Source organism: Streptomyces sp. NBC_01689 (assembly GCF_036250675.1).
Classification (GTDB): Bacteria; Actinomycetota; Actinomycetes; order Streptomycetales; family Streptomycetaceae; genus Streptomyces.
This window is the reverse complement of sequence record NZ_CP109592.1, coordinates 3427918-3446454: the sequence shown is the minus strand read 5'-3', so window position 1 is coordinate 3446454 and position 18537 is coordinate 3427918. Positions and strand designations below refer to the sequence as shown.

The following is an 18537-nucleotide window of genomic DNA, read 5'->3' as shown; positions in this document are numbered from 1 at the left end:
GCACGAAGACGGCCCCGCACCCGGCCGACGACTCGTACGACGGCGGACTGCGCAAGGTCGCCAGAGTGGTGCTCCTCGACCCGCAGGAGCGCATCCTGCTCCTGCACGGTCATGAGCCGGACGACCCCGCCGACGACTGGTGGTTCACCCCCGGCGGAGGACTGGAGGGCGACGAGACCCGCGAGGAGGCCGCGCTGCGGGAACTCGTGGAGGAGACCGGCATCACCGAGGTCGACCTCGGCCCGGTGCTGTGGCGGCGCAGATGCTCGTTCCCCTTCGCGGGACGCCGCTGGGACCAGGACGAATGGTATTTCCTGGCCCGTACGACGCAGACGGGGACCGTCGCCGCCGGGCTGACGGAGCTGGAACGGCGAAGTGTCGCCGGAGCGCGCTGGTGGACGTGCCAGGAACTGACCGAGGCACATGAGACGGTGTATCCGACCAGGCTCGCCGAGCTGCTGCGGAGGCTGCTCGACGAGGGTCCCCCGGCCAGGCCCGAGGTCCTCGACACCGAAATCGTCTAGAGGCTCGCGGGGCTGGCGCACAATAGGGGGACGCACGGCTGAAGGGGAACATGCCATGAGCGCCGAGGACCTCGAGAAGTACGAGACCGAGATGGAGCTGAAGCTCTATCGGGAGTACCGCGACGTCGTCGGTCTGTTCAAATACGTGATCGAGACCGAACGGCGCTTCTACCTCACCAACGACTACGAGATGCAGGTGCACTCGGTCCAGGGCGAGGTTTTCTTCGAGGTGTCCATGGCGGACGCCTGGGTGTGGGACATGTACCGGCCCGCGCGCTTCGTGAAACAGGTGCGGGTGCTCACATTCAAGGACGTGAACATCGAAGAGCTCAACAAGAGCGATCTGGAGCTGCCCGGCGGGTGAGAGCCCCGGTGAATCCGATGACCGCGTGAGTGCGCCAGGCGGCCGCCGACGGACGACGATCACCCGTGAGGGTGATGAAGTTGTCCCCAGTCGGCCGCCTGTCCACCAAGATCCAACAGCGGACGGGGACAGCCCCAGTGTTGGCGCCGGAGGTGGTGCCGACATGAAGACGTCCAAGGCACGCAACGCACTCGGCGCATACGGCGAGGACCTGGCCGCACGGCGGCTGACCGAGACCGGAATGACCGTCCTGGCGCGCAACTGGCGCTCCGGCCGGACCGGCGAGATCGACATCGTGGCCCGCGACGGCGACGCACTCGTCGTCTGCGAGGTCAAGACACGCAGGACAGGCTCGTACGAGCACCCCATGGCAGCCGTCACCCCCGCCAAGGCACAGCGCCTGCGCGGCCTGGCGGAGCGCTGGCTCCAGGAACACGGCGGAGCCCCACCCGGCGGCGTCCGCATCGACCTGGTCGGCGTCCTCCTCCCCGACCGCGGCGCACCCGTCGTCGAGCACGCGCGGGGGGTGGCCTGATGGCATTCGCGCGCACCTGCTCCGTCGCCCTGGTCGGCGTCGAGGGCGTGGTCGTGGAGGTCCAGGCGGACCTGGAGCCGGGCGTCGCCGCGTTCACCCTCGTCGGCCTCCCCGACAAGAGCCTCTCCGAGAGCAGGGACCGCGTCCGCGCGGCCGTCGTGAACTCCGGCGCCCTATGGCCCCAGAAGAAGCTCACCGTGGGCCTCAGCCCGGCCTCCGTACCCAAGGGCGGCAGCGGCTTCGACCTCGCCGTCGCCTGCGCCGTGCTCGGCGCCGCCGAGCGGATCGACCCCCGCGTGCTCTCCGACATCGTCATGATCGGCGAACTGGGACTCGACGGACGGGTCCGGCCCGTACGAGGAGTGCTGCCCGCCGTCCTCGCCGCCGCCGACGCGGGATACGAACAGGTCGTGGTCCCCGAATGCGCGGCGGCCGAGGCCGCACTGGTGCCGGGGATCTCCGTCCTCGGCGTACGCAGCCTCGCCCAGCTCATCGCCGTGCTCACCGACGAGCCCGTCCCCGAGGAGGACCCCGACGAAGCGGGCCGGCCCGGCCCGCTCATGGCAGGCCTGCGCATGCCCGGCACCGGCGCGGCCACCGGCATCCACGGCGCCCACCACGACCACGGCCACGACCTCGCCGACGTCGTCGGCCAGCGCTCCGCGCGCACCGCCGTGGAGATCGCCGCGGCAGGCGGCCACCACCTCTTCCTGGAAGGCCCACCAGGAGCGGGCAAGACCATGCTCGCCGAACGCCTGCCCGCCGTCCTGCCCCCACTCACCCGAGGCGAATCCCTGGAGGTCACGGCAGTCCACTCGGTCGCCGGCCTGCTCCCACCGGGCAAACCCCTCGTCGACACCGCCCCCTACTGCGCCCCCCACCACTCGGCGACCATGCAGGCACTCGTCGGCGGAGGCCAGGGAATCGCCCGGCCGGGCGCCGTCTCGCTCGCCCACCGTGGCGTCCTCTTCCTCGACGAAACCCCCGAATTCAGCGGCCAGGCCCTCGACGCACTGCGCCAGCCCCTGGAAGCGGGACATGTGGTCATCGCGCGCAGCGCCGGGGTGGTCCGCTTCCCCGCGCGGTTCCTCATGGTCCTCGCGGCGAACCCCTGCCCGTGCGGACGCTTCTCGCAGCGCGACGACCTGTGCGACTGCCCGCCCTCCGCGATCCGCCGCTACCAGGCCCGGCTCTCCGGCCCCCTCCTCGACCGGGTCGACCTGCGCGTCGAGGTGGACCGCGTCACCCGCTCCGAACTGACCGGACGCGGGGCACGCGGCGAATCCACGGAGACCGTCGCCGCCCGCGTACTGGCGGCCAGAGAGCGGGCCGCGACGCGACTGGCGGGCACCCCCTGGCGGACCAACAGCGAGGTCCCGGGGCGCGAACTGCGCAACCGGTGGCACGCGTCGCCGGGAGCACTGGACGACGCGGAGCGGAGCCTGGAGCGGGGCGTACTCAGCGCCCGCGGCCTCGACCGGGTGGTGCGGGTCGCCTGGACCGTCGCGGACCTCGTGGGACACGACCGCCCCGACGCGACCGATGTCGCCCTCGCACTGCAACTGCGCACCGGTGTGCCGCGCGGCGTACCGATGGCCATCGGCGCACTGTCGTGAAACGCGACGGCGCACACGGCGGGAGCGCGGGGAGCGCGGTCGGCACGGGCCGGGAGAGCGGTCCACACCGGCAGACCCCGGACATGGCGCCCGAGCGCAGGTACCGGGCCTTGCTCGCCCGTGTCGCCGAGCCGGGCGACGAGGTCTGCGGGCGCTGGATCCGTGAGGCCGGGGCGGAGCGGGCCGCCCGGTGGCTCCTCCACGGCACGGAGCGCCCGCGCGGGATGTCGGACCGGAGGTGGGCGGGACTACGGGCGCGGGCCGAGCGGGCCGACCCGGACCGGGACCTCGCGGCGGCCCGCGCCGCCGGAATCCGCTTCGTGTGCCCGGGGGACTCCGAGTGGCCCGCCCAGCTCGACGATCTCGGGGACGGCCGCCCCCTCGGACTCTGGGTCCGGGGCCGCCCCAGCCTGCGGATATGGGCACTGCGCTCCGTCGCACTCGTCGGAGCACGGGCCTGCACGGAGTACGGCGCCCACATGGCGGCCACCCTCGCCGCCGGACTGGCGGAGCGCGGCTGGGTCGTCGTGTCGGGCGGCGCCTACGGAGTGGACGGTGCCGCGCACCGGGGCGCCCTGGCGGCAGGCGGCGCCACCGTCGCCGTACTGGCCAGCGGAGTCGACCGGCCCTATCCCCGCGGACACACCGAGTTGATCACCAGGATCGCCGAACAGGGGCTGGTCGTGGGGGAGTTGCCGCCGGGAGAGCATCCCACGCCGAGCAGGTTCATCCTCCGCAACCGTGTCATCGCGGCACTCACCCGCGGAACCGTGGTCGTCGAGGCCGCCCATCGCAGCGGCGCGCTCGTCACGGCCCGCGCCGCGCTTCGGCTGGGCAGGTACGCGATGGGCGTGCCCGGCCCCGTCACCAGCGGGTTGTCGGCCGGCGTGCATGAACTGCTCCGCGGGGAGGCCGTGCTGGTCACCGACGCCGCGGAAGTCGCGGAGATGGTCGGCGACATGGGCGACCTCGCCCCGGACCGGCGAGGGCCCGTACTGCCCCGCGACCTGCTGGACCCGGGCGCCGGACGGGTGCTCGCCGCCCTCCCCGCACACGGGCCGGCGGAAGCGGAGGAGATCGCCCGCGGAGCGGGAACCACGACGGACGACGCGGTCGGGAGACTGTACGAACTCCGCTCACTCGGGTTCGTCGAACGACACGGCGACGGCTGGAAGTTGACACGCCAGGTGGTGATCCCGGTCGGCCATGATCGTCACGGGTGCTGACCGAGCGTGTTCGGCCGTCCGGGCGAACGTCGACACCCTTGGCAATACTCGCAGTTGGCGCCCACGGACGGTCACGGACGGCGACGGGGGCGACCGGGGCGAACCCTGAGCGGAACGTATCTGCGCACGGTCCGCCCGCCGCCCTTCGCGCACTGCGACACCCCAGTCACGCTACGCTCACGTGGGTTCCGACGCAGACACGCAACTCGGCATCAGCACGACACCTCCCCCAGGCACCCCCAGTTCACGGCAGAACGGCACAAGGCGACGAATGCCCCAGCACACCTCCGGGTCCGATCGGGCGGCGATCCCCCCAGCCGCCCGCGACGGCGGTAGCAGGCGGCCGCCCGCTCCCGCGACGCTCGACGAGCTGTGGCGGTCGTACAAGACGACGGGCGACGAGCGGCTCCGCGAGCAGCTGATCCTGCACTACTCGCCCCTGGTCAAGTACGTCGCCGGACGCGTCAGCGTGGGCCTCCCGGCCAATGTGGAGCAGGCCGACTTCGTCTCCTCAGGGGTGTTCGGACTGATCGACGCGATCGAGAAGTTCGACATCGAACGGGAGATCAAGTTCGAGACGTACGCGATCACCCGCATCCGCGGCGCGATGATCGACGAGCTGCGCGCACTCGACTGGATCCCGCGCTCGGTCAGACAGAAGGCGCGCAACGTGGAACGGGCGTACGCGACGCTCGAGGCCCGGCTGCGACGCACCCCGTCGGAGGGCGAGGTGGCCTCCGAGATGGGCATCGCCGTCGAGGACCTGCACGCCGTCTTCAGCCAGTTGTCCCTGGCCAACGTCGTGGCGCTGGAGGAGCTGCTGCACGTCGGCGGCGAGGGCGGCGACCGGCTCAGCCTGATGGACACGCTGGAGGACACCGCGGCCGACAACCCGGTCGAGGTCGCCGAGGACCGGGAGCTGCGCAGATTCCTCGCACGGGCGATCAACACACTGCCCGACCGGGAGAAGACCGTGGTCACGCTCTACTACTACGAGGGCCTCACGCTCGCCGAGATCGGGAACGTCCTGGGAGTCACCGAGAGCCGCGTCAGCCAGATCCACACCAAGTCGGTGCTGCAGCTGCGCGCGAAGCTGGCCGGTTTCGGACGCTGATCCAAGGGGTGGTGCGCCTGCTGAATCGTCCCTTCGTCACCGAGGGCGCGAATCCTCCAGGTGGTGGGAGTGGCTGCCGCCATCCGCGGTCCGTCCGTAAAGTGGAGGGCGTGCCAAGGATTCGAGCGGCCTCCGTGGCCGAGCACCGGTCGATGCAGCGAGCCGCCCTGCTGGACGCGGCCCGGTCCCTGCTGTCCGAGGGCGGGACGGAAGCGCTGACCTTCCCCGCCCTCGCCGAGCGGACGGGCCTGGCGCGGTCGTCCGTCTACGAGTACTTCCGTTCTCGCGCCGCCGTCGTCGAGGAACTCTGCGAGGTCGACTTCCCCGTGTGGGCGGCCGAGGTCGAGGCGGTGATGGCCGCGGCCGACGGGCCCGAGGGCAAGGTCGAGGCCTACGTCCGCCGACAGCTCACCCTGGTCGGGGACCGGCGGCACAGAGCCGTCGTGGCCATCTCCGCGAGCGAGCTCGACGCCGGCGCCCGCGAGAAGATCCGCGCCGCACACGGCGGACTCGTCACGATGATCGCGGAGGCGCTCCGCGACATGGGCCACACCGAACCGCGCCTGGCCGCGATGCTGCTCCAGGGCGTGGTCGACGCGGCCGTACGGCGGATCGAGCTGGGCGCGGCGGAGGATCCCGAGGCGATCACGGAGGCGGCGGTCACGATGGCCCTGCGGGGAGTCCGCGGCTGACCTTGAGGGGGGCTCCCCCCCGCCCTCTCCCCACCCCCGCCCTCCCACCCACGCCCGCTGCACGAACGCCCCGGCCACACTCGTGGCACCGGCCCGCGCCCCAGCCGCCCGTCGAGCCCCACCCACCCCGCGCCGGGGCCCGCCCACCTCGCGCCGGGCCCGCCCACCTCGCGCCGGGGCCCGCCCACCCGCGCGCACCTCGCCCGCCTGCGTGCCCGAGCCGGCCCCGTACGTCGGCGCCCGCCCCCTCCCCACCCGGCCCGGGGCCAAGAACCCACTGCTCACGGGTCCCGCCCCGACGGTCGTCCGCGGCCCGGCGTCGCCGCCTGCACATGGTCCCGGCCGCCGCTCGCAGCCTCTGCTTCCCGCCGCTTGCCTCCTCCTGCCCTTCGGCCCTCCGCCCCGCCCCGCCTGCCTCCGCGCCCCTCACCGCATCCGTGGTCCCGGACCGTGGTCGTCGCCCGTAGGCACGGGCAGGAGACGGGACGGTGCGACGTGGAGCAGCCATGCGGGCAGCAGGGAGAGCGGGTCGAGGTAGGTCCGGTCTCTCAGCAGGCCCCAGTGGAGGCAGCTCGCGGGGCAGTGGGAGCCGTCCGTCTCGAGCGTGCCCAGTACCTCGCCAGCGGTCACCTCGTCGCCCTTCTTCACCGTGGCCCTTACCGGGGTGAAGGTGATGCGCAGGGGTGGGGCGCCGGTGCCGGTCAGCTCGACGGCGACCGTTCCGCGGCCGGCGACCCGGCCGGCGAAGGAGACGCGGCCCGGGGCGACGGACCGGACGTGAGAGCCCGGTTCTGCCGCGAGGTCGACGCCCCGGTGGCCGCGGCCGTAGGGCGTCGGCGGCGGCTGCCAGGCCCGGAGGACAGCGGGCCTGGTGCCCACCGGCCAGAGCCGGGCGACCGCCGGGACGCTGGTGTCGCCGCCCGGCGGTTCCCCGGGTGCCGGAGGCGCCGGACCGTTCGGAGAGGACGGGGACGGGGGCCTCGAGGAGGCGCGCGGCACCGGCGCGGATGCCGGCACGGACGCCGACGCCGACGCCGTACGCATACCTTGCGCGTCGGACGTGGTGGAGGCGGTGGGAAGGGTCAGCGCGCCCATCGTGATTCCCGACAGCAACTGCAGCCACGTACGCACTTGTCGTTTCGCTCGCATGCGAGAACGGTCCCGCATCGGGCGGATCCTGGCCGGGGGCTGTGGACCACCGGCCGGTTGTGGACAGCGGCGTCACCCCGCACCTCGCGGGTCCCGTACACTTCTCGTGGCGATCCGGGTCACCGGGTCGACTTCGCACGCCCCGACACGCGGTTGTCAAAAGCCGGTGTCAGCGCCTCTCGGTCCCTCGTGGCAAGGCGCATCAGCGGGCGTCAGGCGCGAGTGCCGTCCGGCACACGCGGCACAACCGAGAACACCAAGGAGAACGGCCATGGCCGTCGTCACGATGCGGGAGCTGCTGGAAAGCGGCGTCCACTTCGGTCACCAGACCCGTCGTTGGAACCCGAAGATGAAGCGCTTCATCTTCACGGAGCGCAACGGCATCTACATCATCGACCTGCTCCAGTCGCTGTCGTACATCGACCGCGCCTACGAGTTCGTCAAGGAGACCGTCGCCCACGGCGGCACGGTCATGTTCGTCGGCACGAAGAAGCAGGCGCAGGAGGCCATCGCCGAGCAGGCCACCCGCGTCGGCATGCCCTACGTCAACCAGCGCTGGCTGGGCGGCATGCTCACCAACTTCTCGACCGTCTACAAGCGTCTGCAGCGCCTCAAGGAGCTCGAGCAGATCGACTTCGAGGACGTCGCCGCGTCCGGTCTCACCAAGAAGGAGCTTCTCGTGCTCTCGCGCGAGAAGGCCAAGCTGGAGAAGACCCTCGGTGGTATCCGCGAGATGCAGAAGGTGCCCAGCGCCGTCTGGATCGTGGACACCAAGAAGGAGCACATCGCGGTCGGTGAGGCCCGGAAGCTCAACATCCCGGTCGTCGCCATCCTCGACACCAACTGCGACCCCGACGAGGTCGACTACAAGATCCCGGGCAACGACGACGCGATCCGCTCCGTCACCCTGCTCACCCGCGTGATCGCCGACGCCGTCGCCGAGGGCCTCATCGCCCGCTCCGGTGCCGGCAAGGCCGAGGGTGACAAGGCCGCGGGCGAGCCGCTCGCCGCGTGGGAGCGCGACCTCCTCGAGGGCGAGAAGAAGGCCGACGAGGCCGAGGTCCAGACCTCCGCCGAGACGGAGAAGGTTGCCGACGCCGAGCAGGCCGAGGCTCCCGTCGCCGAGGCCGAGGCCGAGGCCGTCGAGGCGCCTGCCGCGGACGCCGAGCAGGCCTGACCCCTCACCCCTTCGGGTCACGGACGGCGGGGGCGCACCAAGCCCCCGCCGTCCGGCCCGTAGATCTTCAGACTTCGAGAGAGATTCCAGGAATCATGGCGAACTACACCGCCGCCGACGTCAAGAAGCTCCGTGAGCTCACCGGCGCAGGCATGATGGACTGCAAGAAGGCGCTCGACGAGGCCGACGGCAACGTCGACAAGGCCGTCGAGGAACTGCGCATCAAGGGCCAGAAGGGCGTCGCCAAGCGCGAGGGCCGCTCCGCCGAGAACGGCGCTGTGGTCTCCGTCATCGCCGGCGACAACACTTCCGGTGTCCTGGTCGAGCTGAAGTGCGAGACGGACTTCGTCGCCAAGGGCGAGAAGTTCCAGGCCGTCGCCGCGCAGATCGCCGACCACGTCACCAAGACCTCCCCGGCCGACCTCGAGGCCCTCCTGGGCTCCGAGATCGAGCCCGGCAAGACGGTTCAGGCGTTCGTCGACGAGGCCAACGCCAACCTGGGCGAGAAGATCGTCCTGGACCGCTTCGCCCAGTTCTCCGGCGTCTACGTGGCCTCGTACATGCACCGCACCATGCCCGACCTGCCCCCGCAGATCGGTGTCCTGGTCGAGCTGGACAAGGCCGACGCCGCCCTCGCCAAGGGTGTCGCGCAGCACATCGCCGCCTTCGCGCCGAAGTACCTCTCCCGCGAGGACGTCCCGGCCGAGGTCGTCGAGTCCGAGCGTCGCGTCGCCGAGGAGACGACCCGCGCCGAGGGCAAGCCCGAGGCCGCCCTCCCGAAGATCGTCGAGGGTCGCGTCAACGCCTTCTTCAAGGAGGCCACCCTGCTGGGCCAGCCCTACGCGCTGGACCAGAAGAAGTCCGTCCAGCAGGTCCTGGACGAGGCCGGTGTCGCCCTGAAGCGCTTCGCGCGCATCAAGGTCGGCATCTGAGTCCGTACAGCGATCGACGCGCGACCCCTATAGGGTCGACAGCAGTCGTCCGCGTACGCCGGCACGCGCGTGTGTGTGCCGGACGACAGCAGATCTGACGAGGAGGCCATTGCCGAGCATGGGAGCCAACACCCCACCGGCAATGGCCTTCTTCGTATGTGCACCATGAGGAGATCTCCATGACCAGCACCCAGGCCGACAAGGGCGAGCAGACCGACGACGGCAAAGGCGCCGGACGCTTCATGCTGAAGCTTTCCGGTGAGGCGTTCGCCGGTGGCGGCGGACTGGGCGTCGATCCCGACGTGGTGCACAAGATCGCCCGCGAGATCGCGGCCGTCGTGCGCGGGGGTGCCCAGATCGCCGTCGTCATCGGCGGCGGCAACTTCTTCCGCGGCGCCGAGCTCCAGCAGCGCGGCATGGACCGGGCACGCTCCGACTACATGGGCATGCTCGGCACCGTGATGAACTGCCTCGCCCTCCAGGACTTCCTGGAGAAGGAGGGCATCGACAGCCGCGTGCAGACCGCCATCACCATGGGGCAGGTCGCCGAGCCGTACATTCCGCTGCGCGCCGTACGGCACCTGGAGAAGGGCCGTGTGGTCATCTTCGGCGCCGGTATGGGTATGCCGTACTTCTCCACCGACACCACGGCCGCCCAGCGTGCCCTGGAGATCGACGCCGAGGCCCTGCTGATGGGCAAGAACGGTGTCGACGGGGTCTACGACTCCGACCCCAAGACCAACCCCGAGGCCGTCAAGTTCGACTCGCTCAGCTACGGCGAGGTCATCACCCGCGACCTCAAGGTCGCCGACATGACCGCGATCACGCTGTGCCGTGACAACAAGCTGCCGATCCTGGTCTTCGAGCTGCTGGCCGAGGGCAATATCGCGCGGGCCGTCAAGGGTGAGAAGATCGGCACACTCGTGGGTGACCCAAGCGGCCGGGCCTGACCCGGGACGGACCCTGACCGGGGGATGGACAATGTCCTGCCGGTCCGGAACCGTGCAGGAACAAGACGCGACGCAGCCGGCTGCCATCCCGACGAGGAACAGCTGCCGGGCCTACTCAAGACACGCAGGAGCAAGTGGTGATCGAAGAGACCCTCCTCGAGGCCGAGGAGAAGATGGAGAAGGCCGTCGTGGTCGCCAAGGAGGACTTCGCCGCGATCCGCACCGGCCGTGCGCACCCGGCGATGTTCAACAAGATCGTGGCCGACTACTACGGCGCGCTGACGCCGATCAACCAGCTGGCCTCGTTCGCGGTTCCCGAACCGCGCATGGCCGTGGTCACCCCGTTCGACAAGAGCGCGCTGCGCAACATCGAACAGGCGATCCGCGACTCCGACCTGGGTGTCAACCCGAGCAATGACGGCAGCATCATCCGCGTGGTGTTCCCGGAGCTGACCCAGGAGCGCCGCAAGGAGTTCATCAAGGTCGCCAAGACCAAGGGCGAGGACGCCAAGATCTCGATCCGCTCCGTGCGCCGCAAGGCGAAGGAGAGCATCGACAAGCTGATCAAGGACGGCGAGGTCGGCGAGGACGAGGGCCGCCGTGCTGAGAAGGAGCTCGACGACACCACCGCGAAGTACGTCGCCCAGGTGGACGAGCTCCTGAAGCACAAGGAAGCGGAGCTGCTCGAGGTCTGATGAACGACTCTTCCTGGGGGGCTCCGCCGCAAGCCGGGTACTGGGGACCCTCCGAGCAGGGGTCTGCCCAGGGGGCAGGCCCGGCGGGTCCCGCGTACGATGCGCAGGACGCGCAGCACACTCGCCCCATGCCCATCGTGCCCGAGGAACCCGCACACGGCGGAGACCAGGATGACGACCGGGGGGCCGCTCGGCTGAGCGGCCCCCCGGTCCGCGACGAGAGACCGTCGGCGGGGTCCTACGGGAACCCGTCGCAGAAGCCGCAGGAGCCCATGCCCAGCGCCGCCCCACAGCCCGCCGCCCCCGCGCCGAAGAAGAGCGCGGGCCGCGACCTGGGTGCCGCGATAGGAGTGGGCGTCGGGCTCGGTGCGGTGATCGTCGCGTCGCTGTTCATCGTCAAGGCCGTGTTCGTCGGGGTGGTGGCCGTCGCCGTGGTGGTGGGGCTGTGGGAGCTCACCTCGCGGCTCGAGGAACGCAAGGGCATCAAGGCGCCGCTCGTGCCCCTGGCGGTGGGCGGCGCGGCCATGGTCGTCGCCGGCTACGTACGGGGTGCCGAGGGCGCCTGGGTCGCGGTCGCGCTCACCGCGCTCGCGGTCCTGGTCTGGCGCATGACGGAGCCGCCCGAGGGTTACCTCAAGGACGTCACTGCGGGGGTCTTCGCGGCCTTCTACGTGCCGTTCCTGGCGACCTTCGTGGCGATGATGCTGACCGCGGACGACGGCCCGCGCCGCGTCCTGACGTTCCTGCTGCTGACGGTCGTCAGCGACACCGGCGCGTACGCGATCGGCTGGCGCTTCGGCAAGCACAAGCTCGCGCCCCGCATCAGCCCCGGCAAGACCCGGGAGGGCCTGGTCGGAGCGGTTCTCTTCGCGATGGTCGGGGGCGCGCTGTGCCTGCAGTTCCTGATCGAGGACGGCACGTGGTGGCAGGGCCTGATCATCGGCCTGGCGGTCGCCGCGACCGCCACGCTCGGTGACCTCGGCGAGTCCATGATCAAGCGGGACCTGGGCATCAAGGACATGGGCACGCTGCTGCCGGGGCACGGCGGCATCATGGACCGCCTGGACTCCCTGCTGCCGACGGCCCCCGTGGTCTGGCTGCTGCTGGTGATCTTCGTAGGTTCCGGCTGACCCGCACCGCCACCGGCAGGGGGTCCGTCGTCCACGGGACGGCGGGCCCCCTGCCGCATGTCCCCGCCGCGCACGCGTGTCCGGGCGGTCGGGGCACGGGTCCCCGGCATGAGGGGCGGGGCACGGGTCACGGGCCGCGGGTCGGCGCACGGGTTCCGGGCACGTCGGTCCGGGCACGTGAGCCCGGCGCGGTGGGGCAGCGGAGCGGCGGCTTCGGGTACGGGTTCCGCGTGACCGTCCCCACCCCACCACCGGCCCGGGGCGGTGGTGTTGATCTGCGACACTGGAACGGTTATGCCGAAGCCCGGAGAACTCACATTCGTCGCCCCCCGCGCAGCCAAGAAGCCGCCGCGGCACCTCGCCGACCTCACGCCCGCCGAGCGTAAAGAGGCCGTTGCCGCGATCGGGGAGAAGCCGTTTCGCGCCAAGCAGCTCTCTCAGCACTACTTCGCCCGGTTCGCGCACGACCCCGCGGAGTGGACGGACATCCCGGCCGCCGCGCGCGGCAAGCTCCAGGAAGCGCTGCTTCCCGAGCTGATGACCGTCGTCCGGCATCTGTCGACCGACCAGGACACCACCCGCAAGACCCTGTGGCGGCTCTTCGACGGCACGCTCGTCGAGTCCGTGCTGATGCGCTACCCGGACCGGGTGACCATGTGCATCAGCTCCCAGGCCGGATGCGGGATGAACTGCCCGTTCTGCGCCACCGGGCAGGCCGGACTGGACCGGAACCTGTCGACCGGCGAGATCGTGCACCAGATCGTGGACGGCATGCGGGCGCTGCGGGACGGCGAGATCCCCGGCGGACCGGCGCGGCTGAGCAACATCGTCTTCATGGGGATGGGCGAGCCGCTCGCCAACTACAAGCGCGTCGTGGGTGCCATCCGCGCGCTCACCGACCCTGAGCCGGACGGCGTCGGGCTCTCCCAGCGCGGCATCACCGTGTCGACGGTCGGGCTGGTCCCCGCCATCCACCGGTTCGCCGATGAGGGCTTCAAGTGCCGCCTCGCCATCTCCCTGCACGCCCCGGACGACGAGCTGCGCGACACCCTCGTCCCCGTGAACACGCGGTGGAAGGTGCGGGAGGTGCTCGACGCGGGCTGGGAGTACGCGGCGAGGTCGGGGCGCCGGCTCTCCATCGAGTACGCCCTCATCCGGGACATCAACGACCAGGCGTGGCGCGGTGACCGGCTCGGACGGCTGCTGAAGGGCAAGCCCGTGCACGTCAACCTCATCCCGCTGAACCCGACGCCGGGCTCGAAGTGGACCGCCTCGCGGCCCGAGGACGAGAAGGCGTTCGTCGAGGCGATCGCGGCGCACGGCGTGCCGGTCACCGTCCGGGACACCCGGGGCCAGGAGATCGACGGGGCGTGCGGCCAGCTCGCGGCCACCGAGCGGTAGTCTGACCCGGCACGTACATTTTCATATTCCGACATCTTCATATCCGACAGGGGAGCGCCACAGCGCTGAGAGTGCGGCAGCCGGACCACCGGTGGGCCGCAGACCCTCTGAACCTCGCCCAGGTCATTCTGGGTAGGAAGTTCGGGCATCACTCAAGCTGTTGCGCCCTGCTCGGGAACCGCCGGTTCCCGGGCAGGGCCGCGTCTCTTCCTGGTCATCCCAGGAGGAATTCAGTGAGCACCACGAAAGTGCGCCTCAAGAAGAGGACGGCCGCGGCCGTCGCCGTCGCCCTGGGCCTCGTCACGCTGTCCGCGTGCGGCTCGTCCGGCTCCGGGGACGAGGCGGACTCCCGGACCGTGACCCTCGTCAGCCACGACTCCTTCGCCTACTCCAAGAGCGTGCTGCGGGCCTTCGAGCGGGAGTCGGGCTACAAGGTCAGGATCCTCAAGGACGGCGACGCCGGCCAGGCCGTGAACAAGGCCGTCCTGACCAAGGACAACCCGCAGGGCGACGTCTTCTTCGGCGTCGACAACACGCTGCTCTCCCGCGCGCTCGACAACGGGCTGTTCCAGCCGTACGAGCCCGAGGACTCCGACCGGATCGACCCGCAGTACCGGGTCGACCAGGAGAAGCACCGGGTCACGCCCATCGACTCCGGCGACATCTGCGTCAACTACGACAAGGCCTACTTCAGCGAGCACAAGCTGGCCCCGCCGGCCTCCTTCGACGATCTGGTCAAGCCCGCCTACAAGGACCTCCTCGTCACCGAGAACGCCTCCACCTCCTCGCCCGGCCTCGGTTTCCTGCTCGGGACGGCCGCGAAGTACGGGGACGCCGGATGGCAGGACTACTGGAAGAAGCTCAAGGCCAACGGCGTGAAGGTGGTCGACGGCTGGGAGCAGGCCTACAACGACGAGTTCTCGGGGTCGGCCGGCGGCAGGAAGGCCAAGGCCGACCGCCCGCTGGTCGTCTCGTACGCCTCGTCCCCGCCCGCCGAGGTGGTCTACGCCGACCCCAGGCCGAAGACCGCGCCGACCGGGGTCGGGGACGGCACCTGCTTCCGCCAGGTCGAGTACGCGGGGCTGCTGAGCAACGCGAAGAACACCAAGGGCGGCAAGGCGCTGCTGGACTTCCTCATCAGCTCCCGGTTCCAGGAGGACATGCCGCTGAACATGTTCGTGTACCCGGTGCGGGAGGGCGCCAAGGTGCCGGAGGTGTTCACGAAGTTCGGCCCGCAGGCCGCGCACCCCGAGACCCTGGCCCCGGCCGACATCGCCAAGAACCGTGACCAGTGGGTCAAATCGTGGACCTCGCTCGTACTGAAGTAGCGGAGGCGGCCGCCAGGAGGCGGGGGAGCGCGCGGCGGCTGGGGCTCATGGCCCTGCCGGTCGCGTTCTTCGCCGTCTTCTTCGCCTACCCCGTCACGGCGATCGTGGCCCGCGGGCTCAGGATCGACGGGGTCTGGCGCTTCGGGCGGATCGGTGAGGTGCTCGGCCGGTCCGACATCCGGCACGTGCTGTGGTTCACCACGTGGCAGGCGCTCGCCTCGACCGCGCTCACCCTGCTGATCGCGCTCCCCGGCGCCTATGTCCTCGCGCGCTTCGACTTCCGGGGCAAGCAGGTGCTGCGCGCGGTGGTGACCGTCCCCTTCGTGCTGCCCACGGTCGTCGTCGGCACGGCGTTCCTGGCACTGATCGGCCGCGGCGGGCTCCTGGACGGCCTGTGGGGCGTCCGGCTCGACACCACCGTCTGGGCGATCCTGCTCGCGCACGTCTTCTTCAACTACGCGGTGGTCGTCCGCACGGTCGGCGGTCTCTGGTCGCAGCTCGACCCGCGTCAGGAGGAGGCCGCGCGGATGCTCGGCGCCTCCCGGTTCGCGGCCTGGCGCAGGGTGACGCTCCCGGCCCTCACCCCGGCCGTGGCCGCCGCGGCGCTCATGGTCTTCCTGTTCACCTTCACCTCCTTCGGGGTGGTGCAGATCCTCGGCGGACCGACCTTCTCCACCCTGGAGGTCGAGATCTACCGGCAGACCTCGGAGATCTTCGACCTCGCGACCGCGGCGGTGCTGACGATCATCCAGTTCGTCGCCGTCGGCGCGATCCTCGCCGTCCACGCCGGGACCGTGCGCCGCCGGGAGACGGCGCTGCGCCTGGTGGCCCCGGAGACGACCGCGCGCCGGCCGCGCGGGGCCGGACAGTGGGCGCTGCTCACCGGTGTGCTCGCGAGCGTCGCGGTCCTGCTCGTGCTGCCGCTCGGGGTCCTGGTGCAGCGCTCCCTGGACACTCCCGGCGGCTTCGGGTTCGGCTACTACCGGGCGCTGGCCTCCGACGACGGCGGCCTCTTCCTGGTCGCCCCGATCGAGGCGGTCGGCAACTCGCTGGAGTACGCGCTCGCGGCCACCGCGATCGCGGTGGCCGTCGGAGGTCTGGCGGCCGTCGCTCTCACCGGCCGCGCCGGCCGGCTCGTACGGGGCTTCGACGCGCTGCTGATGCTGCCGCTCGGCGTGTCCGCGGTGACCGTCGGGTTCGGGTTCCTGATCGCGCTGGACGAGCCGCCGCTCGACCTCAGGAGCAGCTGGATCCTGGTGCCGCTCGCGCAGGCGCTGGTGGGCGTCCCCTTCGTCGTACGTACCATGCTGCCCGTGCTGCGTGCCGTGGACGGACGGCTGCGGGAGGCGGCGTCGGTGCTCGGTGCCTCGCCGTGGCGGGTGTGGCGGGAGGTCGACCTGCCGATGGTGCGGCGGGCGCTGCTGATCGCGGCGGGGTTCGCCTTCGCGGTGTCGCTGGGGGAGTTCGGGGCCACGGTCTTCATCGCGCGCCCCGACAACCCGACGCTGCCGGTCGCGGTGGCGCGCCTGCTCGGGCGCGCCGGAGACCTCAACTACGGCCAGGCGATGGCCCTTTCGACGATCCTGATGGTGGTGTGCGCGGTGGCGCTGCTGCTGTTGGAGCGGATACGGACCGACCGGACAGGGGAGTTCTGATGGCGAAGCCCGGCACCGGCACGGCGGCCGGCACGACGGACGGGGGTCCCGGGGCATCGGTGCCGGGCGCCCTGCTCGGCGTCGAGGCGGCGACCGTGCGCTTCGGCGGCAGGCCCGTGCTGGACGCCGTCGGTCTGGAGGTCGCGGAGCGGGAGATCGTGTGCGTGCTCGGGCCGAGCGGCAGCGGCAAGTCCACACTGCTGCGGGTGGTGGCGGGGCTGCAGCCGCTCGACGCGGGCCGGGTGTTCCTGGACGGCCGTGACCAGGCGGGGGTGCCCGCGCACCGGCGCGGCGTCGGGCTGATGTTCCAGGACCACCAGCTCTTCCCGCAGCGGGACGTGGGCGGCAACGTCGCCTTCGGCCTCCGGATGCACGGCGCGTCCCGGGATCAACAGGCGCTGCGCGTGCGTGAGTTGCTGGATCTGGTAGGACTGCCCGGTGCCGCGTCCCGGGCCGTCGCCGCCCTGTCCGGGGGAGAGCAGCAGCGGGTCGCGCTGGCCCGTGCCCTCGCCCCGCGCCCCCGGCTGCTGATGCTCGACGAACCGCTCGGCCAGCTGGACCGCTCGCTGCGCGAACGACTGGTCATCGAACTCCGGGAACTCTTCGGCCGGTTGGGCACGACGGTGCTCGCCGTCACGCACGACCAGGGTGAGGCCTTCGCGCTGGCCGACCGGGTCGTGGTGATGCGCGACGGGCGGATCGCCCAGTCGGGTACGCCACTTGAGGTCTGGCAGCGTCCGGCGGACGAGTTCGTGGCGCGCTTCCTCGGTTTCGACAACGTCGTGGACGCGACGGTGACCGGCCGCGCGGCGGACACCCCGTGGGGGAAGCTCCCGGTGCCGGAGGGCTCCCCGCAGGGGCCCCGCACGCTGCTGGTGCGGCCCGCGGGCGTACGGCTGGTCGCGTCCGCGGACGGGCTGGCCTGCACCGTGACCGCACGTACCTTCCGGGGCACCCATGTCGCCGTGGGGCTTCGGCCGGAGGGCGCGCCGCGGCTGGAGGCGGCGTGCGCGCTGCGGGAGGCGCCCGCGACCGGCGACCGGGTCGCGGTGGCGTTCGACGCGGCCGAGGTCGTCGTGCTCGGCTAGGACCGCGGCCTCCACCGGCGGGCATGCGGCACCGCGAGCGTTGCGCTCCGGCGGGACGCGGCGGCCGGCTGGAGGCCGGGGCAGACGTGGCCCGTCCCCTCCAGGAGGGGCCGGGCCACACGGTGCTACAGGCGTGGTGCGGTTCAGCCGGCCTTCGAGGCGCCGCGGCGGCGCATGCCGAAGAAGACCGCTCCGCCGCCGACGACCACGAGAGCACCGGCGATGCCGGCGATCATCGGGGTGTTGGAGTTCGCACCGGTCTCGGCGAGGTTGGAGTCACCGACCGCGGGCGACGGGGCGTTGTCCCCCGGCGTCGCGGGCGCGGCGCTGCTCTCCGACTCCGACGGGGTCGCGGAAGCCGACTCCGAGGGGGCGGGGGAGGAGGAGCTCTCCGACGGCTTCGGCGTCGGAGAAGGCGACTCGTCGGACTTGCACGCCTTGGAGGGCGTGGTCAGCTGGGGCGAGATGTCCTTGTCGACGATCTTCCCGGCCGTGACGTGGACGCGGTACGTGGCGTTGGGCGCCCAGTCCTCGGAGAAGGTGACCTTGGCGCCCTCGCGGGTGCCCTTGACCGTCTCGGAGCCGACCTGGCGGGCGTCGGCGCCGTTGGTCTCGAGGAAGACGGAGACCGTGGCCTCGACACCGGAGGCGTCGGTGTCGGTCACGGTGATGATGCCCTTCCCGTTGTCGTCGCACGAGGCGACGGCCGAGAAGTCACGGATATTGCAAGCAAGTGCGTTGCCGGCGACACCGAGCGCGAGCGCGGCCGTGGCGGAGGCAACACCGAGGATGCGCACAGAACGTGCGGTACGGCGAGATATGGACACGATTGCCCTTCACAGATTGCGCAACTGCGGGGGGTTTGAGGGGTGTTCTGCTGTGGCAACAGGACTCCCTTAGGCCACACAGGTCTATAAGTGCCAGCTAAGGCCTGTCAATGCATATGCCCTGCCGTGCCGTC

Annotated in this window: 18 protein-coding genes; 16 read left to right on the top strand and 2 right to left on the bottom strand. The window is 71.3% G+C overall.

The genetic code is table 11. From position 1 onward, the window contains the following. Positions 1 to 47 precede the first annotated feature (47 nt). From OG776_RS14425 to OG776_RS14395, 7 genes are all read left to right on the top strand, one after another. On the top strand, positions 48 to 524 hold the full coding sequence (locus OG776_RS14425; protein ID WP_148011068.1) for an NUDIX hydrolase: 477 nt from the start codon (positions 48 to 50) through the stop codon (positions 522 to 524). Between the two features lie 55 nt (positions 525 to 579). Further along, on the top strand, positions 580 to 888 hold the full coding sequence (locus OG776_RS14420; protein ID WP_003965949.1) for a DUF2469 domain-containing protein: 309 nt from the start codon (positions 580 to 582) through the stop codon (positions 886 to 888). A 163-nt stretch (positions 889 to 1051) separates the two neighbouring features. Beyond that, on the top strand, positions 1052 to 1423 hold the full coding sequence (locus OG776_RS14415) for a YraN family protein (protein ID WP_148010685.1): 372 nt from the start codon (positions 1052 to 1054) through the stop codon (positions 1421 to 1423). After that, entirely contained in the window at positions 1423 to 3039 is a 1617-nt protein-coding gene (locus OG776_RS14410; protein ID WP_148010686.1) for a YifB family Mg chelatase-like AAA ATPase, read from the top strand. Before OG776_RS14415 ends, OG776_RS14410 begins: the two co-directional genes overlap by 1 nt. An 83-nt stretch (positions 3040 to 3122) precedes the next feature. Beyond that, on the top strand, positions 3123 to 4265 hold the full coding sequence (gene dprA, locus OG776_RS14405) for a DNA-processing protein DprA (RefSeq protein ID WP_148010687.1): 1143 nt from the start codon (positions 3123 to 3125) through the stop codon (positions 4263 to 4265). A 271-nt stretch (positions 4266 to 4536) separates the two neighbouring features. After that, the gene (whiG, locus tag OG776_RS14400; RefSeq protein ID WP_148010688.1) at positions 4537 to 5379 is read left to right on the top strand and encodes an RNA polymerase sigma factor WhiG; all 843 of its coding nucleotides are present in this window, start codon (positions 4537 to 4539) and stop codon (positions 5377 to 5379) included. A gap of 134 nt (positions 5380 to 5513) precedes the next feature. After that, positions 5514 to 6071 (top strand): TetR/AcrR family transcriptional regulator, encoded by a 558-nt coding sequence (locus tag OG776_RS14395; RefSeq protein ID WP_329323705.1) that lies wholly within the window; start codon positions 5514 to 5516, stop codon positions 6069 to 6071. Positions 6072 to 6497: 426 nt separating this feature from the next. On the opposite strand, the gene OG776_RS14390 is transcribed toward OG776_RS14395, so the two are convergent. Then, positions 6498 to 7220 (bottom strand): murein hydrolase activator EnvC family protein, encoded by a 723-nt coding sequence (locus OG776_RS14390; RefSeq protein ID WP_329320984.1) that lies wholly within the window; start codon positions 7218 to 7220, stop codon positions 6498 to 6500. A 271-nt stretch (positions 7221 to 7491) separates the two neighbouring features. Between OG776_RS14390 and rpsB the strand changes: the two genes are divergently transcribed. The 9 genes from rpsB (at position 7492) to OG776_RS14345 (ending at position 17576) form a co-directional block, all read left to right on the top strand. Beyond that, on the top strand, positions 7492 to 8397 hold the full coding sequence (gene rpsB / locus OG776_RS14385; protein ID WP_148010690.1) for a 30S ribosomal protein S2: 906 nt from the start codon (positions 7492 to 7494) through the stop codon (positions 8395 to 8397). 95 nt (positions 8398 to 8492) lie between these two features. Beyond that, a complete protein-coding gene (gene tsf / locus OG776_RS14380) occupies positions 8493 to 9329 on the top strand; it encodes a translation elongation factor Ts (protein ID WP_148010691.1) in 837 nt (278 codons plus the stop codon). A 179-nt stretch (positions 9330 to 9508) separates the two neighbouring features. After that, positions 9509 to 10279 carry a UMP kinase gene (gene pyrH, locus OG776_RS14375; protein WP_148010692.1) on the top strand — a complete coding sequence of 257 codons (771 nt, stop codon included), beginning with the start codon at positions 9509 to 9511 and terminating at the stop codon, positions 10277 to 10279. Positions 10280 to 10416: 137 nt separating this feature from the next. Beyond that, positions 10417 to 10974: a ribosome recycling factor gene (frr, locus tag OG776_RS14370; RefSeq protein WP_148010693.1), complete on the top strand. Its 558-nt coding sequence runs from the start codon at positions 10417 to 10419 to the stop codon at positions 10972 to 10974. Next, on the top strand, positions 10974 to 12104 hold the full coding sequence (locus tag OG776_RS14365; RefSeq protein WP_329320980.1) for a phosphatidate cytidylyltransferase: 1131 nt from the start codon (positions 10974 to 10976) through the stop codon (positions 12102 to 12104). The genes frr and OG776_RS14365 overlap by 1 nt, the downstream gene beginning before the upstream one ends. A gap of 294 nt (positions 12105 to 12398) precedes the next feature. Continuing rightward, a complete protein-coding gene (gene rlmN, locus OG776_RS14360; RefSeq protein WP_148010695.1) occupies positions 12399 to 13505 on the top strand; it encodes a 23S rRNA (adenine(2503)-C(2))-methyltransferase RlmN in 1107 nt (368 codons plus the stop codon). A 233-nt stretch (positions 13506 to 13738) separates the two neighbouring features. Beyond that, on the top strand, positions 13739 to 14833 hold the full coding sequence (locus OG776_RS14355) for a thiamine ABC transporter substrate-binding protein (RefSeq protein WP_187285708.1): 1095 nt from the start codon (positions 13739 to 13741) through the stop codon (positions 14831 to 14833). Next, the gene (locus tag OG776_RS14350; RefSeq protein ID WP_187285709.1) at positions 14809 to 16488 is read left to right on the top strand and encodes an ABC transporter permease; all 1680 of its coding nucleotides are present in this window, start codon (positions 14809 to 14811) and stop codon (positions 16486 to 16488) included. The genes OG776_RS14355 and OG776_RS14350 overlap by 25 nt, the downstream gene beginning before the upstream one ends. After that, a complete protein-coding gene (locus tag OG776_RS14345; protein ID WP_329320977.1) occupies positions 16488 to 17576 on the top strand; it encodes an ABC transporter ATP-binding protein in 1089 nt (362 codons plus the stop codon). The genes OG776_RS14350 and OG776_RS14345 overlap by 1 nt, the downstream gene beginning before the upstream one ends. Before the next feature lie 143 nt (positions 17577 to 17719). Here OG776_RS14345 and OG776_RS14340 read toward each other — a convergent pair whose 3' ends face one another. Next, positions 17720 to 18403, bottom strand: coding sequence for an LAETG motif-containing sortase-dependent surface protein (locus OG776_RS14340; RefSeq protein WP_148010698.1), 684 nt, complete (start codon positions 18401 to 18403; stop codon positions 17720 to 17722). Positions 18404 to 18537: the final 134 nt, after the last annotated feature.